Annotated in this window: 17 protein-coding genes; 4 read left to right on the top strand and 13 right to left on the bottom strand. The window is 47.2% G+C overall.

Annotated features, from left to right (window positions below; translation table 11 throughout):
* Positions 1-40 precede the first annotated feature (40 nt).
* From G8759_RS29335 to G8759_RS29290, 10 genes are all read right to left on the bottom strand, one after another.
* The gene (locus G8759_RS29335; protein ID WP_167216375.1) at positions 41-1,402 is read right to left on the bottom strand and encodes a cytochrome P450; all 1,362 of its coding nucleotides are present in this window, start codon (positions 1,400-1,402) and stop codon (positions 41-43) included.
* Between the two features lie 118 nt (positions 1,403-1,520).
* Complete coding sequence (locus tag G8759_RS29330) at positions 1,521-2,396, bottom strand: glycosyltransferase family protein (RefSeq protein ID WP_167216373.1); 876 nt, start codon at positions 2,394-2,396, stop codon at positions 1,521-1,523.
* Positions 2,397-2,458: 62 nt separating this feature from the next.
* Positions 2,459-3,562, bottom strand: coding sequence for an exosortase N (xrtN, locus tag G8759_RS29325; RefSeq protein WP_167216371.1), 1,104 nt, complete (start codon positions 3,560-3,562; stop codon positions 2,459-2,461).
* Complete coding sequence (locus G8759_RS29320; protein ID WP_167216369.1) at positions 3,549-6,203, bottom strand: XrtN system VIT domain-containing protein; 2,655 nt, start codon at positions 6,201-6,203, stop codon at positions 3,549-3,551. Before G8759_RS29320 ends, xrtN begins: the two co-directional genes overlap by 14 nt.
* 109 nt (positions 6,204-6,312) lie before the next feature.
* Positions 6,313-6,609 (bottom strand): winged helix-turn-helix domain-containing protein, encoded by a 297-nt coding sequence (locus tag G8759_RS29315; protein ID WP_167216367.1) that lies wholly within the window; start codon positions 6,607-6,609, stop codon positions 6,313-6,315.
* Entirely contained in the window at positions 6,606-7,253 is a 648-nt protein-coding gene (locus G8759_RS29310; RefSeq protein ID WP_167216365.1) for a hypothetical protein, read from the bottom strand. Before G8759_RS29310 ends, G8759_RS29315 begins: the two co-directional genes overlap by 4 nt.
* Before the next feature lie 110 nt (positions 7,254-7,363).
* Positions 7,364-7,735: a diacylglycerol kinase family protein gene (locus G8759_RS29305; protein ID WP_167216363.1), complete on the bottom strand. Its 372-nt coding sequence runs from the start codon at positions 7,733-7,735 to the stop codon at positions 7,364-7,366.
* A 106-nt stretch (positions 7,736-7,841) separates the two neighbouring features.
* Positions 7,842-8,564 (bottom strand): DUF1361 domain-containing protein, encoded by a 723-nt coding sequence (locus tag G8759_RS29300; protein WP_167216361.1) that lies wholly within the window; start codon positions 8,562-8,564, stop codon positions 7,842-7,844.
* Between the two features lie 252 nt (positions 8,565-8,816).
* The gene (locus tag G8759_RS29295) at positions 8,817-9,413 is read right to left on the bottom strand and encodes a hypothetical protein (protein WP_167216359.1); all 597 of its coding nucleotides are present in this window, start codon (positions 9,411-9,413) and stop codon (positions 8,817-8,819) included.
* 334 nt (positions 9,414-9,747) lie between these two features.
* Positions 9,748-10,434 (bottom strand): ABC transporter ATP-binding protein, encoded by a 687-nt coding sequence (locus tag G8759_RS29290; protein ID WP_162386800.1) that lies wholly within the window; start codon positions 10,432-10,434, stop codon positions 9,748-9,750.
* Between the two features lie 283 nt (positions 10,435-10,717).
* On the opposite strand from G8759_RS29290, the gene G8759_RS29285 reads away from it, so the two are divergent.
* Positions 10,718-11,419, top strand: coding sequence for a head GIN domain-containing protein (locus G8759_RS29285; protein ID WP_167216357.1), 702 nt, complete (start codon positions 10,718-10,720; stop codon positions 11,417-11,419).
* Positions 11,420-11,587: 168 nt separating this feature from the next.
* Entirely contained in the window at positions 11,588-12,682 is a 1,095-nt protein-coding gene (locus G8759_RS29280) for a 5-(carboxyamino)imidazole ribonucleotide synthase (protein ID WP_232074325.1), read from the top strand.
* A gap of 126 nt (positions 12,683-12,808) precedes the next feature.
* Here G8759_RS29280 and G8759_RS29275 read toward each other — a convergent pair whose 3' ends face one another.
* The 3 genes from G8759_RS29275 to lepA are packed head-to-tail and all read right to left on the bottom strand — an operon-like array spanning position 12,809 to position 15,282.
* A complete protein-coding gene (locus tag G8759_RS29275; RefSeq protein WP_162386797.1) occupies positions 12,809-13,024 on the bottom strand; it encodes a hypothetical protein in 216 nt (71 codons plus the stop codon).
* A complete protein-coding gene (locus tag G8759_RS29270) occupies positions 12,999-13,490 on the bottom strand; it encodes a DUF6932 family protein (RefSeq protein WP_167216353.1) in 492 nt (163 codons plus the stop codon). Before G8759_RS29270 ends, G8759_RS29275 begins: the two co-directional genes overlap by 26 nt.
* Positions 13,491-13,494: 4 nt before the next feature.
* Positions 13,495-15,282 (bottom strand): translation elongation factor 4, encoded by a 1,788-nt coding sequence (gene lepA, locus G8759_RS29265; RefSeq protein WP_167216351.1) that lies wholly within the window; start codon positions 15,280-15,282, stop codon positions 13,495-13,497.
* 489 nt (positions 15,283-15,771) lie between these two features.
* On the opposite strand from lepA, the gene G8759_RS29260 reads away from it, so the two are divergent.
* Together G8759_RS29260 and hslV are read left to right on the top strand one after the other, a co-directional pair.
* On the top strand, positions 15,772-16,251 hold the full coding sequence (locus G8759_RS29260; RefSeq protein WP_162386794.1) for an Lrp/AsnC ligand binding domain-containing protein: 480 nt from the start codon (positions 15,772-15,774) through the stop codon (positions 16,249-16,251).
* Between the two features lie 153 nt (positions 16,252-16,404).
* Positions 16,405-16,944 (top strand): ATP-dependent protease subunit HslV, encoded by a 540-nt coding sequence (hslV, locus tag G8759_RS29255; RefSeq protein ID WP_162386793.1) that lies wholly within the window; start codon positions 16,405-16,407, stop codon positions 16,942-16,944.
* Positions 16,945-16,995: the final 51 nt, after the last annotated feature.

Genomic DNA, 16,995 nt, shown 5'->3' with positions numbered 1-16,995 from the left:
TTAAATACAAAGATTCTTCAGAAAGTATAATTTGTGTGTGTTAGTCGAGGTAAATATGCACAGCCTGCTTTGGGCGAAGTGTAATGAGGGGCTGTGTTTTGATCCGTAAACCCGACATAGGACGAAGATCAAAACGATGCAGCAGAACGGTTAGCAGGGCCTGCATTTCCATGAGCGCAAATTGATTGCCTATGCATAACCGTGGGCCTCCGCCAAAGGGTAGAAAGGCATATGGGTGTCGATCTTTACTTTGCTCAGGTGCGAAGCGATCGGGGTTAAATCGTTCTGGATCAGGCCAGCTATCAGGATCGTGATGCAGGACGTAAGGGCTAACCAATACACCCCGATTTGGTTCCAGCACGTAATCGCCGAATCGGTCAGGACCGAGCGACAGGCGGCTCATAATCCAGGCTGGTGGGTAAAGACGCAACGATTCACTAATGATTTGCGACAGGTAGGGCATTGCCCGTAAATCATCGGCCGAAGGACGGTCGCGTTGGCCAAGAACGGCATTGATTTCGACTTTTGCCCGCTTTACAACCTCAGGGTGTTGTGCTAACAGATAAAGTGTCCAGGCCATCGAGGTGGCTGTGGTTTCATGGCCTGCCGTGAATAGCGTCACCATTTCGTCGCGAAGTTGCGCGTCCGACATTCCTTCTCCGGTTTCGTCGTCGGTGGCACGGAGCAACATATCCAGCAGATCGTCACGAGTTTCGCCCGTCTGGCGTCTTGATTCGATAATGCCGAAAATCAGGTTGTTTACTTTTTGGGTCGCTTTCTCAAAGGAGCGATTATCGGGTGTAGGAACCCATTTCGGCAAGCGAATTGGATTAATGACCGCATTATTGGCTACATGATTCAGGTTCGCCAATGCACTCGACAGGCCATCTAACTGGTCGCCTAAACTACTGCCAAATAATGTCCTCGTTACAATACGGAGCGTAACATCTGTTGTTGCCGCTGAGAAATTTACGGGTTTAATATCCGCTGATTTCTCCAGGCGATCTACCCATGCCACCGCTTCCTCAATCATAATCTCGGCCAGAATTGCCAGCTTTTGCCGGTGGAATGCGGGTTGGGCCAGCCGGCGCTGCCGACGCCAGAAATCGCCTTCGCTAGTCAGTAGACCATTGCCCAAAAATTCCCGCAGAATGGCGAATGACTTTCCACGGCCGTAGTTGCGGTTATTTTCCTGAATGACCTGCTTGGTCTCTTCGGGTTTGAGCATAAGGGTTGTTATACGCCCACCAACGTTGATGCAAACCATTCGTTGGTGCCCATAGTCTCGTTGCAGCCGGCGAAGAAATGCCAGCGGATCGCGTAGATATTCGAGCGTATTGCCCACAATGGGTAAGCCCGGATGTATGGGAATAGGACGAGAAGGAGAGAGCGTAGTTTCCATAAAAACGACTTAAACGGTCTGGGTGGGCCGCCCAAACAAATTTACGGTGTTCTACTGATTTGCCCGTTCCCTAAGAAGCCCCTCGTTCGGGTAATAATTGACAGGGGCTTCTCTGAAACTACCGTAGCAGTTTATAGTTGCGATATTCGCCCATGCGCCACCCGGTTATTCGCTCGATGAATGTCTTGAAACGGTTTTTTAACGAATATTTTTTTTCACGGATATTAAAGTCAAACTGCCAGTTTTGCGCGTTGATGCGAGGCTGCATAATGGCTGGCTGAGCATCTTTAAATTCGGCCAATGCATCGATAGTCCCATAGTCGAAATGATCGAGTGTCTGGCGGGCCTGCATAATTTGCTGGTCATCGTTCCAGAAACGCTGCGTAGCGGCTAGTTTGGTTTTCTGTACCTCGGGTGGTTTTACCCAGCCGTAATGGTAGATGTAGGCATCAATTAATTTAACATGGAGTTTCTTGTTGTCTTTTGTTCGGAACCCCTGTGCATCCCGATAAGCCGTTACGTTGTCCGAATAACGAATAATCCGAATTTCACGCCGGTACCATTGGGGCGAATCGCCTACATAGCGATAAGATCCGTAAAAGTGCAGGTAGTTGAACAGCAGCCCTTCCACCTGAGGGTGATCGAGATACTGCTCCATGGCCTGTCTGACAACGGGTAGGTATCGCTCATGCAGGACCTCATCGCCCTGGATGTAAAACGCCCAGTCGGTGTCTGGTGAGATGGCTGCAAGGGCTTTGTTCGTTTCTACGGCCAACACTTGCCCCCCCGCCCGTAGCGAATCATCCCAAACGGTTTCAATAATCCGAATCTTGTCAGAATCGATGCTTTTGATCAGGGCCAGTGTGTCATCTTCAGAATTGCCTACGGCCACCACGAACTCATCGCAAAGTGGTAAAACAGACTGAATCGCTTCGAGAATGGGGTAATCAAATTTGATAGCGTTTCTGACAATACTGAACCCGGTAACTTTCATAGTGTATAAATGGCGATGAGCGCAAAGATACATGTCATCAGGCGGACCGAATCTATCCAGGGTTAAATCTTATCCCCCGAAACAGTTACATTGACCAGAACAAAGCCCGTTTCGCCTTGGAGTATTTGCCTGCGCATGGTTAGCTGGCTGATCGTTGTCGTTCTACCGTTACTAAACCACCAGGCCGTATGAAGCACTTTGTTTTGTCGATGTAATTCACCAATATAGGCTGGATGGCCATCCAGCATCGTTTCCCGAACTTGCCGGAGTTCATAGCCATTTCCCCGCCAGCAGGTAACAGGACTGTGGTCGGCGCTAAACCAGTCGGGTTGAGGCTTTAGGTAGATTAGTACGCCCGGCTTCGTCAGTTGAACAAAACCATTGCTTAGCGTTTTACCCGTAAAATTCGCATCATACCGGATGCCATAGCGGGTATAAATTTCTGATCTACATAGATTTTCTGCCGAATTTGGCGCTTCTGCGGCATAGGCTCTGATAGCTAGTCCAGTTGCTACCAGGCCTATCCCCCATGCGGCCCTGATGATAAGCAGTTTTGCCTGAACTATCGTTGCTCGTTTCTCCTGTACCCATTTCTCCTGTACTCCAAATTTATGCACCAGTGATTGGGCCAGGCCCCACGACGGGAGCCAGGCGTAAACGGCAACGCAAAGTAAACCCAGTGCTTCATGGGCCCATGTTCCGGGCATAGCGGCAAACAACACCAGAAAAATAATCCGGAACAAATTGCATATAATGGTTAGCCCAAATGTGATTAATCCGTAGGCCATTACCCAGCCGACAGGGACTCGTTTGTGGTGTTGATTTTCATGCCATATTAACAAAAAAAGAGCAACCAGAAGAGACACGCCGGTCATTTGTAGGCCCATGCAGGCCGGGTCGACGGCCATCTCTATGCCGTTATAGACAAGAACGTTTCCCTGAGTTTGTACGTCCAAACCAGCCCCCTGCAAAAGTGAACCGGCCCAGCTACTGAGTTGTAGCCGGATTGGAAATGTAAAGAGGGTTGAAAAATACCGTAACCCTGGCGAAAGCAATAGTAGCGCAATGATCCGTCCGATCCAGTGGCCCGACCTATTCTGGCCGGGCCACCCCACAAACAGAAGCAAGGCTATGGTAAGAAGGGTTGTTAGATCAAGCAGTAGCATACCGTTTTTTCCAGATCAGCCAACCAATAAATCCTGCCAGCATCGCCAGAAGCGCCCATTCGTGGGGTTCAGGCACGGCCCCTTCCTGCTTTAGTGTGGCGTTTTCAAGCCCTGATCTGTCTTTTTTTATGCCAAATCGCTCATAATCATTAGCTGTTTCCAGAACGATCAGGCTTGATAGGGGAGAGACAACGTGAGCCATCTGTGCTTCATGTATCAATGTGTCGGTCTGATAATTGGGCGTGAAATAGTGTCGACCGATTTGATGTAGTAGATGGTTATAGGCAAACAGCCGCGCCAGGTGATCAGGCGCGCTGGACTTTCTTAAAATAGTTGCCGTCGGCTCTGGCCGGGTTATTTCCTGAATATTAACCCCTGCTTCAGGCAGAGCAATCTGGCCTGGCTCATTCAGTTGTTTTGGAAATTGGTGTTGAGCGATAACCTGGTGCGATAGATCACTAATTGCTCCGGATGTCACGTTCAGAACACTGAGCTCTGAGAGTGTTTTGAGGTATGGCGATAAGGTATTGCCGAGGCAGAACGTTCGGATGGGTTCTGTTTGCCGGCCCGTTTGCTGCATCCGTTCTGCAAAAACGGTATTTTTTAAGTCGCTCAGCGTCGGTGACGAAAGGGTTGCTTTTGTAATGAGTAAGGCCGTTGCTGGTTTTTGAATCCTGTAGACGGGAAATAGGCTGAATTGCTGTGCCGAGAGCCTGTTGTATGTAGCCTCCAGATCCTGTTTGGTAAGCTGTTTAAGCCCATCGTCGAATAACCATACATGGCTTTTAATCTGGGTCGCAGCGTTGAATACAGCTATGAACTCATCTTTCGTCCAGGCTGCATTCACGTCCAGATACACGTCAGTAGGTACAAATGAGTCCCATGTTGGTTTATAAGGGATCAGTTGATAGGCCAGGTTGCTGTCTGGCATCACAAAGGCGTCGGGCGATAAGGCCGGAGCCTTAAACCGGAGCGACCAGTTAGGCTCGTAGCTCCCCTGATGGGTTAACTGATTGCCAGTTAGCTTATCCAGCAACCACGGTGACTCTAGACTTTGGGGCGTCTGGTCAAAATCAATGTTGATTAATTCGGTGGCGGAAATGGCGTTCGGGCCTTCGAAATAGGCGTTTTGATAGACTAACTCGTTTCCTGCTACTGCCAACGGCGATGTGATGCCCAGTTTTACGCGTCTGTCTTCATTTGCCCGACATGGGAACACACGAATTGTTACCCGGTTGCCTTCCTGCCAGAAAACTACTGATGGATCGCGGGCTGAGATTCTTGATTCGACCCCTACAATGGTACGATAAACCGAATCAGCCTTGGCAACGGTTGTTAGCCGAGCTGGTTCTTCACGACCATTCACCCATAAAGACATGGATGATACAACTGAGCCGGACGGCAAATGGAAGGTAAGTAGGGCTTCTTCGGTTGTTATCGAGGCCCGATTATGAATACGAATTGTCTTTTCTGTGTAACTCAGTCGAAACTGCGGCCAGATGCGTACCTGCGAAACCACATCCGAAATAGCCAAATGACGTCCTGTCCAGAATTTTTCTTCTGTAATATGACGTTCATCATGGATTGTTTTCAACAGCCTCAGCTTATCTGAGGCTGTTAAGCCGTCAGTGGGATACAGATTTGACGCAATCACAACCAGCGGATCGTGCTGACGGGCGTCATCCAGCCCCGTCTGTGACGGAAAGAACCCGCTGCTATTGCTGAAGAAAGGCCCAAGATCATACAATTGACCGGCAAGAAGCAACCGGTTCGTGATCCAGTCGGGTTTTAGTTGTTGGGCTATAAGAACCCATTCGGGTAGATCGCTGGTTTGGCGAATTGTACTTTCCCGCCGGATCCGATCGATCCGATTTAAATCACTTACCCACCCTGTTAGAAAGATTACCAGCGCCACAACCGGAATAGCCGCTCCAAGAACTACGCCTGGTCGGAGGTGTTCGTTATGCCTGCAATCATACCATAATCGTCTGCCAAGTGTAATGGTAAAAGCCAGTGGGACAAATGTATGACAGGATAAACCAAGGCCAATTAACAGGGGTACACTTACGATATACCACTCAACCATATAGACAGCCATATAAGCAAAGACCCAAAAGCCGAAGGCAAGCACCGCGTACAGTAGTTGCTGGATGCGTACCGAAAGCATATCGAGCCATGCATAGCCTGTCATCGCAATTCCAACTAAAGTTAATGCCCAACACAGCCATTCTGTTGATTGCTGAAAAACAGGTAGGTCCCGATTTAGGGCATAAGCACTGATTAGCCACAGCAAAAGACCCAGCCATCTGACTGGACGATGCCGACTGGTATCTCGTATTTTCAGATATCCGCTCGTCCACAACATGAGCCCATAGATAATGAATAGGCCATAATGGAGCATAATCATCAGGCTATTATAGGTTCCCGTCCGGCCGGAATCATTCAGGAGGTCGTAAAGCAGGAAGGCCCCGGCTGATAGGACCAACATCACCAGCCCTATGCCAAATAGTGGCTCCTGAAAAGGCTTCAGCCAGGGTAGAGGTGGAGTAGTAGACGCATGGTTATTACTATACACATCTGAACGTTCAGTCTGTTTGGGGATTTCTGGTAGCTGGGTAGTAACTCGGCTTTCTATTTTCATAAAAGTACTTTGTTTTACAAAGTAAAAAAAGAAAAAAATGGACACAATGAAGCATTACGGATTATTCAATCCGTTTTTTATTCCTACCGTAATCGTTTAGAAGCTGTTTTTATAGATTTTTGATAAACTCTTCCAGAGCGTTGAGGTGATCGGAAAAAGCCTGCCGTCCGGCATCGGTAGCTGAATAGGTTGTATTGGGCTTACGGCCAACAAATTGCTTCTGCACAGCGATATAGCCCGACTCTTCCAACGCTCGCAGATGGGTAGCGAGGTTACCATCGGTAAGGCCGAGCAGCTCTTTAAACGCGTTAAAACTCATGGCGTCATTAACGATCAGAACCGACATGATGTTTAACCGCGCTTTACTCTCAAAGGCTTTATTGAATTGAGCCAGTAGGTCTTTCATGCGGTATTGCGTTCGTATTTAAAATACATGGCCAGGCCGTAAACGATATGTAGAACCCCGAAACCAACTGACCATGCCAGCAGGTTGTAGCCTGGCCAAAATAAGGAGAGTAATCCAAGCCCAATTTCACAATAACTGAGCGATTCGACATCGCGAACGGTGTATTTGCTGCCATTGAGCAAAGCTAATCCGTAAAAAATTAGGGTTGACGGAAAAGCCAGCCAGATCATATTATAGTGTAATAGGGCTAAACAAAATATACCCCCGGCTGCCAGTGGAACAGCCAATGACCAGAGCAATCGTTGCGACGACGAGTTCCAGACGCTTAATCCTTGTCGCCGTGCTTTTCGAATGGTAAAATAACTGCCACTCAGTAAAGCCGTCAATAAGACAACAATAGCCACTGTAACCAAAAATTCGCGAATAGCCTGGTGAGCAGTGTCGTTGTAAAGTTCGATTCGCTGGTAGCTCAGTGCCTGAAGCAGATCAGTTCGTAGGCGAACATAAACAACAGTAGCCCCTATTAGAGCAATAATGCCCGCTGATACGCCCGATAAGCCGCTCAATGACAGGAATTTGGAAGAGCGTTCCATCAGGCTGCGGATCTCAGTCAGCGTCTGTAGATGTTCGCGCGATTCGTACATGGAAAAGAGTTTCTTTTTAGCGTTTAAGGTATTCGGTTTATTGCGGCCGTCGCTTTGGCAGTTTGCTACCGCCGTTTTTGTTCAATACATGGGCAATTGCTACGGATAGACTACCCATTAAAAATTGCAAGTAATTTACTGCCTAGAATAAGTAGCCCTACGAGTACGGCTGTGACTGCAAGAATCAATACTGCACCGGACGATAAATCTTTGATCGCTTTTATTTGCGGATGCAGGCCCGGAGAGACAAAATCGCAGATCTTTTCAATCGCCGTATTGAACGCTTCGGCAGCCCAGACGAGCCCAACTTGTGTCAGAATAATGGCCCACTCTACCCGACTAATCTCCAGCCAGAACCCGGCAACGAATACGAGTCCTGCGATGAGCAAATGTACTTTGGCGTTGTTCTCGTATCGAAATAAATCAACGATACCCTGTCGCGCAAACCCAAAACTACGCCAGACTTTACGGAAATTAATCATGTGGCAAACATAGCATTAATTGGTCGTTGGGTAATTTAGGTAGCTAAGGTAATAGCCAATGATCGTTATAGCTCAACGTAGCCGTGCGTTCGTATTGCTGTTAGAACTACAAAAAAGGCCTTTTTAAGTTGGATTGATCGCGCTCATAATCGACATACCACCAGAAAGCCACATACAGAACGGCCAGTACAAAACCATAGGCCAGTGTTAATTTCAAGCTTAGGTGATTGCTGCTTGCTCCGGCAATCGCATCGAATAAAGCCAGGGGGTTTGCTAATAAATCCCAGCTATTCCAGCGGCCAAATCTGCCCAGATAAATCCCGAAGCCAGATAAAAGCTGACTAGTCAGCAAGGCGATCCAGGTCAGTCGTGCACCAATGAGCGGACGGACCATCCGATGGACGATCAGGGCAGAATATAAGCCAGCCAGCAAACCCGTTTGGGCAAACAGGAAGAGGGTTATGGTATCGAACCAGAGCAGCGGCTTATCAATATTTTTTATGTGATAAAGGTCCGTAATGATATAAGGTGCGTTGGGTAAGAACACCAGCCAGATCGCCAGTCCAATCCAAAGCAGCCAACGGTTCATAATACCGGCTGTCCGCAGATCGCGCAAAACGAGGACAACGCCCAGCGGAAAAAACGCCAGAAACAGATTCCAGGTTAACATGATGAAAAACCACCAGTTATTGGTCAGTAATCCACGAGTGATCACAAGACAAAGGCCCGCGACTGTTAGACCCGCTAAGGCCATCAGACCCTTGCTGGTTTTCGGCTGACCAGATCGGTCGATGGGGTGAGGGCGGGGGATGTAAAGTAATTGCTGCATATTTAAAAGTACTTTGTTTGGCAAAGTAAATAAATTAAATACAGCTTTGTCAAGTTTTCTGTGGAAGAAAATTTAATTGAACGAAAATAAATTTACAGATTTGACCAGAACGGGCTAACTAATGTTTGTTCTAAACCTGACGCTACCCCGCGCTATAAAGAAAATTGCCAGTCTAGTTGACTGGCAATTAATTACTACCGGACTACTTTAAACCGTATTCTGAAGATTGTCTACAGACAATTCTTCTAGCACTTACGAGGCTGCATGGCTTGCGCTGTTGTTGTCGTTGCTATAAAACAGGCGTAACAATTTTCTGGCCTGGTCGGCTGGTTTGTTGCCTAAATCGTCAATAGTATCGAAAACAGCTGTTTTATCGGCCTGGTCGTAATAAATATCCTTCAGGTTTTCGCTTGTAATGAGGTGAATAGGTGAGTTGGCTTCCCGGCTAAAGTAATATAATGTTGCCGGGTAGGCTGGTCCACCACCAGTCAGCCACGAATTGGCCGGTTTACTGTAAATAAAAATACGATCAGTGTGTTCAACGCGATAGAAATCACCCTCAAAGCTTCGATAATCAACGCCTTGTTTACGTTCACCCCATAAATCAGTGAGCGGGATCTTTGCTTCAGGGGCATTAGGCTGATCAATCTTTATTCCTCGTTGAAACGTTTCATCACGCAGCCGATAACCCGGTTGGCCGTCGTCGAAACCGTCGGTTAGTTTGTGGTTCGAGAAGTCGGTACCTGATAAGTATACGCCATTATCGGCAAATGGAGGGAATTTATCAGCCTGTTGAGCAAAGGCTGAAAATGGCAACGCAGCGATGGCGGCCAGAACTATGGTTTTCATAACAATCGAACGAATTAGTGAAACAAATTTGAAAGAGTTAAACAGGCAGACTCCATGATAATTTCCTGAATCTGACCTCGTTCCCGTAATTGTGTTTCATTCGAATTGATTGCGTTGCGTTGTTTGACGGAGCAAACTTGGGTGGACGAGATTATAATGAGTTAATTTTTTAATTAACAAGTCGTTAAAAATCAATTGTTTATGATTTTAGTGAAGGAAATTGTTTGAATTATTCAACTCTTTGGTTGTGAATCGTTAAAAGCGACCAATGAAAAAGGGAATTAGCAACGTTAGTGCCAATTCCCTTTTTCATTGAGCTATTATGTATGGCTGATCAATGCGCTTCTTTCGCCACTTCGGGCTCCAGCCAGCCGTCTTTCAGTCGTACGATTCGTGTTCCATAAGCTGCATTCGCTTCAGAGTGGGTTACCTGCACGATCGTGACACCATCTTTTTTATTCAACTCGCTAAATATTTCCATAATGTCGCGAGACTGATCGGAGTGGAGATTGCCGGTTGGCTCATCGGCGAAAATGACCGATGGCTCAGCCGCAAGGGCGCGTGCAATACCGACTAGTTGCTGTTGACCACCCGATAACTGAGCCGGGAACAGGTCTTTTTTGGCAACAATATTAAAGCGGTCGAGGAGTTCGGCAACCCGGCTTTTGCGTTCTGATCCGCTTAGTCCTTTGTAGAGCAGCGGAGTTTCGATGTTTTCATAAACGGTCAGTTCGTCGATCAGGTGATAAGCCTGAAACACGAACCCGATTTGAGTCCGGTGAAGCTCGGTTCGTCTTTTTTCAGAGAGTTTCTGAACCGGCTGGTCTTCAAATAGATACTCGCCTTCCGATGGTTCTTCGAGCAATCCCAGAATATGGAGTAAGGTAGACTTTCCTGAGCCTGACGGACCCATGATGGATACAAACTCTCCCTGTGCAATGTCGAGACTTATATTGCGCAATACATAGATTCGGCCAAAGCCAGCAGGGTAATATTTAGAGACGTTGTTAAGCTGAATCATAATCGATTATCTTTGAAATGCGTTAGTTAAGGTTCTAGAATCAATACGCCCTATGCCTAATTCCTACCTGCTCTAGGCGAACCTGGGTTCGTTCTTGTGTTGGCTCAAGTGTCGTGCCAGTTTTGTAAATCATTGTTTATGAGTAATTTGTAGTCATAAGCCTTTGTTTTTCCGTCCGTTAGCGGACAGAGCTGCCATTGAAACCGGACAGAATTTTCGGACGATTATGCAACATAACGACCATTTCCTGCATCTTCACATAAATCAACTCTTTTCTTAATATATGAAAACGATAGTTTTATCGCTAATACTGGTAGCCTCAGGAGTGAACTCCGCTACGACTGATTGGAAAAAAGACCGCCCTGTTTCGAATTTTACGGGATTAAGCGTTAGCAGTGGTATCGATGTTTACCTAACCCAGGGTGGTTCTGAAAAACTAACGCTCGAAGTTAAAGGAATTGACGAAGACGAGGTAAAATCTGAAGTCAAAAACGGTGTCCTAAAGCTCTACATTGACCGGAAAGGGATGATGAACTGGAATTTTGGCCGTAATAATTACGTAAAAGCGTACTTAACATTTAAGCAGTTAAGTAACCTCCAGGCATCGGGTGGGGCCGATGTTTTTGGCCAGGGCACCCTGTCGTTCAAGGATTTGCACCTTGAAGCATCGGGAGGATCGGATGTAAAATTGGACCTCAAAGCCGACGAACTGAACGTGTCAGCCTCGGGTGGGGCAGATGCTACCTTGCAGGGTTCGGCCCGCACGCTCAATGCAAGCGGTTCTGGTGGCGCCGATCTAGACGCGCGTAAACTGACCGTAGAAACCTGCAATGCCAACTCATCGGGCGGGTCCGACGTATATGTCAACGCGACTAAAGAGTTAAGTATGAAGGCATCGGGTGGTGCAGATATATACTACTACGGATCAGCTAAAGTGCTGGCCAAGAGCGAGTCGGGTGGTGCTGACATTAAGCGGAAAGATTAACGAATCGACAAGGCAGGTAATTAAGGTAAGCCGGTAATTAGGGGAATTGGTTGATTGAGGTAATTTTGCAGTTTAGTTGCTCACTCGACTAATTACCCAGTTACAATTCAACCAATTACTCTCTTGACACCTACCATTGGTATTCTTGGCGGGGGGCAGCTTGGCCTGATGCTACTGCAAGCCGCCATAGACTGGAACCTCCGTGTTCATATTCTCGACCCCGACGCCGAAGCGCCCTGCCGTAATCTATGTACGCAATTTACCCAGGGTTTGCTGACCGACTATGACACGGTTTACCAATTTGGGCAGTCGGTCGATGTGTTGACAATCGAAATCGAGCGCGTTAATGTGGATGCACTCGAAGCGCTTGAGCGGGAAGGGAAGAAAGTGTTTCCGCAACCCTCTGTTATCCGGATTATTCAGGATAAACGACTCCAGAAACAGTTTTACCATAAGCATAATTTACCCACGGCTGATTTTATACTAACCGAAAATCGCGCTGATGTAGCCTTGCTGGAAATTCACCAGCCCGATTTTTTTCCGGCTTTTCACAAACTTGGCCGGGATGGTTATGATGGTCGGGGAGTTCAGCGGATCACATCGGTAACCGATGTTGGTAAAGCGTTCGATGCACCAGGTGTTCTCGAAAAAGCCGTCGATTTTGAGAAAGAACTAGCTGTGATCGTTTCCCGTAACGAACGGGGCGAGGTTCAGACTTTCCCAACGGTTGAGATGGTATTCCATCCTGAGCTGAATCTGGTCGAATATTTATTTGCACCGGCCGAAGTTTCTGAATCGATCAACCAGCAGGCGCAGGACATTGCCCGTCGAACTGCCGAAGCATTCGGAATTGTGGGTTTGCTGGCCGTAGAATTATTTCTCGACAAGTCTGGAAATGTGTTGATTAATGAAGTGGCACCGCGCCCACACAATAGCGGTCACCACACGATTCGGGCTAATGTCACCTCTCAGTTTGAGCAGCACTGGCGCGCTATTCTTAATTACCCACTTGGCGATACAACATCCTATCAGCCAGCGGCTATGGTCAATCTACTTGGCGAAGATGGCTTCACGGGTCCAGCAATTTATGAGGGGCTGGAGGATTTGCTGACTATGTCGGGCGTGTTCCCGTTCTTTTATGGGAAAGCGATCACGAAACCGTTCCGCAAGATGGGGCATGTAACCGTTATGGACGATTCGCTGGCTGTTTTACGAGAGAAAGTGGCTGAGGTAAAAGCAGGAATTCGGGTAGTAAGCCAATAAAGCCGGGCAAAAGCCATGTAAAAAGCCCCACCGATTAACGATGGGGCTTTTTAACTTAATTGATCTTCAATACGGCCATAAACGCTTCCTGCGGGATCTCGACGTTGTGCCGACCAGATTTTAGGTTTAGGCGGCTTTAAGATGTATTTCTGCCTTGATGTTTAAGGAGGCCAGTAGCTCTTCCAACTGGTTTATATATTGTTCGCGTAGCCGTTCATAGCCTTCTACCGTCAACGTATCAACAAGTGGTTGTTGCTTATGTAATTGAACCAACTCATTAAGCCGCTCAATCCGATTGAGAACGTCAACAATTTCGCTATGTACGTTGGAGCGCCGATTCATTGTTCCAAATTAGTTGTAAAAAGCCTTTTGGAAATTTCCGTCGTGTAACCCGATCCGGCTTGGTCATAGTAAATTGGAATAGCCACTCCGCACGGTCTGAAACATAGAGGAAGTAATCGGGTTCTTCTTCACTTATCAATCGCACAAAATATATATCTAAACCGTCAAACTGCTCCCTTAATGTCCTTAAATGCTTTTCAAATTGTCGATATATTGGTGTTGGAAGAACAACTACGGCATCAATATCATTCGGATGTTCTTTCCGCGTAACGAAACTTCCGTCAATCCATAAAGTAAACTCATTGATAGATAGATCATTAAGCTTATTTAAAAATGAATAGAACAGCTCAATTAATGTATGACGGTGATCGTTCCAGCCGAATGTATCAGCGAATGGCTTCCATTCTGTTTCAATCAGATCATAGGGAAAGAGATGCCCCTGAGCATCAAAATTAAGTGTATTCAATACGTTAATTGATCTTCAATACGGCCATAAACGCTTCCTGCGGGATCTCGACGTTGCCAACCTGGCGCATTCGCTTCTTCCCTTTCTTCTGCTTTTCGAGCAGTTTGCGCTTCCGGGAAATATCACCGCCATAACACTTCGCCAATACGTCTTTGCGAAGGGCACTCAGCGTTTCGCGGGCAATGATTTTCTGGCCAATAGCAGCCTGAATGGCTATTTCGAATTGCTGGCGGGGAATTAACTCCCGAAGCTTTTCGCACAATTTCTTCCCCCATTCATAGGACTTCGACCGGTGAACGATGGCCGATAAGGCATCGACTTTATCACCATTGAGCATCACATCCAGCTTTACCATGTCGGATTCACGGTTGTCCATAAACTCATAATCGAGGGAAGCATAGCCGCGGGAGATCGTCTTGAGCTTATCGAAAAAGTCGAACACAACCTCCGCCAGTGGCATTTCAAACTGAAGTTCAACCCGATCAGCGGTCAAGTAAACCTGGTTTTTGAGAATGCTACGCTTGTCCATACACAAGCTCATGATGCCGCCAACATACTCGGCCTTGGTAATGATCTGCGCCCGGATAAAGGGCTCTTCAATGTAGTCGATCAGGTTCGGTTCGGGCATTTCGGCTGGTGCCGACACCTGAAGTTCCTGACCTTTGGTGGTCAATACCTCAAACCGTACCGACGGTACAGTGGTAATAACGGTCATATCGAACTCGCGTTCCAGCCGTTCCTGTACAATCTCCATGTGGAGCATTCCCAGAAAACCGCACCGGAATCCGAAGCCCAGAGCCGCCGACGTTTCGGGCTCCCAAACCAGTGCTGCATCGTTCAACTGGAGCTTTTCCATGGCGTCGCGCAGGTCTTCAAATTCGCTAGTTTCTACCGGATATATGCCGGCAAATACCATTGGTTTAACCTCTGAGAAACCCTGAATGGCACTACTGGCGGGATTGTCGATGGTGGTAACGGTATCGCCCACCTTCACTTCTTTCGCTACTTTAATTCCCGAGATCAGGTATCCAACGTCGCCACATTCAATGACGTCTTTAGGTTCCTGGGTCAGGCGTAGCGTTCCGATTTCGTCGGCAAAGTACTCTTTGCCTGTGTTCATAAATTTTACCTTGTCGCCCTTGCGAATGCGGCCGTTCTTGACCCGGAAAATAACCTCAATACCCCGGTAGGAGTTGAAGTGTGAGTCGAAAATCAGCGCTTGCAGCGAACCGTCAGGATCGCCTTTCGGTGGGGGAATCCGCTCGACAATGGCCGCCAGGATTTCGGGAACGCCAATACCTTCCTTACCCGATGCCGGAATAATGTCGTCGCGATCACAACCCAGCAGGTCGACCATCTCATCCTTAATTTCTTCGGGCATAGCGCCGGGCAGGTCAATTTTATTCAGAACGGGAATAATGACCAGATCGTTGTTGAGCGCCAGATAGAGGTTGGAAATGGTTTGGGCTTCTGTACCCTGCGAGGCATCAACGAGAAGCAGCGCACCTTCGCAGGCGGCAATCGACCGCGACACTTCATAGCTAAAATCGACGTGTCCCGGCGTATCAATCAGGTTTAATGTGTACAACTCACCGTTGTACATATAGTCCATTTGAATAGCATGGCTCTTGATGGTAATACCCCGCTCACGTTCCAGGTCCATGTCGTCGAGCAACTGAGCCTGCATATCGCGGGACCCTACAGTCTTGGTAAATTCCAGCAGGCGGTCGGCTAGTGTACTTTTGCCGTGATCAATGTGGGCAATAATGCAAAAATTACGAATATGTTTCACGTTATAAAACGGAGGAGTCTTTACTGATAAACTGCAAAAATAAGCAAAAAAGTCCGCGTTTTGGTCAGATAAGGACGGGTACAAAAAAACAAACGCCGGACTCATCGTGGAGCCGGCGTGTTCAATTACACTTCATCAACAAACTAAAAACCAAATGCTGTAGGAGGGGGACTCGAACCGCCCACGGTGCAGTTAGCCACAGTACAACTCTGGTGGTCAACCCCAGTCGCCCTTGCAGGCGGCATTATGCTGCGTTTATCCCTTATCACCACCCCCGAGACAGGAGGGCACGTCTGCCAATTTCGACATCCTACAGTGTGAGGAAAAATATCAAGAAGACCGGCGTGTGACCCCGCTCGATCAACTTGACAATACAAAGATAATGGATGGGCCTGATTCATTGCAAATTTTACATGAAAATTTCGAAAAATTTACATCCTATTCAAAAATTAGGTATTATTGTTGATATTTATCAAAAACAAACTAAAAATGACCGAGAAAAATTTAGAAATTGATAATACAGACCTTAAAATTCTAAACTTACTGATGAAGGATGCCAATATGGCGTATACCGAAATTGGTAAGCAAATCTTCGTATCTGGAGGCACCGTGCATGTCCGTATGAATAAACTCAAACAAATGGGCATTGTCCGCGGATCGCAACTGGTTATCGATCATACCAAGCTTGGCTGGGATATCAGTGCATTTCTGGGTATTTACCTCGACAAGAGTTCGCTCTACGGCGAAGTTTCTGAGCAATTGGAAAAGATTCCGGAGGTTGTCAACGTTCATTATACAACTGGGATTTACAGTATTTTTGCTAAAATCGTTTGCCGGGATACCCAGCATCTTCGCGAAGTATTGCACGATAAAATTCAGAAAGTTGCCGGTATTCAGCGTACTGAAACGTTTATTTCCCTGGAAGAAAGTGTTAATCGTCCCATTCCATTCGCCGAAGTTCAGGAATAAGCGTATGGCTATATAGGTTGTTATTTACACTTTTTTGCTGACTGACCAGGATAGGTAGTTTTTACCAGTCAGCTACTAAACAAACCGCGGGTAACATAACGATGAACCGTAAACGGTCGTTAGTACGTTATATAAGCTGACAATTTTTATTTCATGCAACCCAACATTCATGCCACTACGGTGGTTGGTATTCGGCACAATGGCCATGTCGCGCTTGGCGCCGATGGCCAGGCCACCATGGGCAACACAGTTGCCAAAAGTAACGTCCGTAAAGTACGCGTTTTGATGGGCGGTAAAATTCTGGCCGGTTTTGCCGGTTCAACCGCCGATGCGTTTACCCTTATTGAGCGATTTGAAGAGAAGCTAAATGCGTATGGCGGAAATCTGAAGCGAGCCGCCATCGAACTGGCTAAAGACTGGCGTACTGATCGGTATCTGCGCAAACTGGAAGCGATGTTGATTGTAGCTTCTAAAGAAGATCTGTTGATGATATCGGGTACGGGTGATGTGATTGAACCGGATAACGATATTGCAGCTATTGGGTCTGGTGGTGTCTATGCGCAGTCGGCCGCTGTAGCGCTCAAGAAACACGCAACGGCGCTATCTGCCGAAGAAATGGTCCGGGAAAGCCTGCACATAGCGGCAGATATCTGTATCTATACAAACCATAATCTTGTTGTTGAAACACTGTAAGAATTGCGGCTTTTTCAGGCCAGGGCACACCTACCTCTAAAGGCAAGTTTG

It is taken from the genome of Spirosoma aureum, from assembly GCF_011604685.1.
GTDB lineage: Bacteria > Bacteroidota > Bacteroidia > Cytophagales > Spirosomataceae > Spirosoma > Spirosoma aureum.
This window is presented reverse-complemented; position numbering and strand designations above follow the sequence as displayed.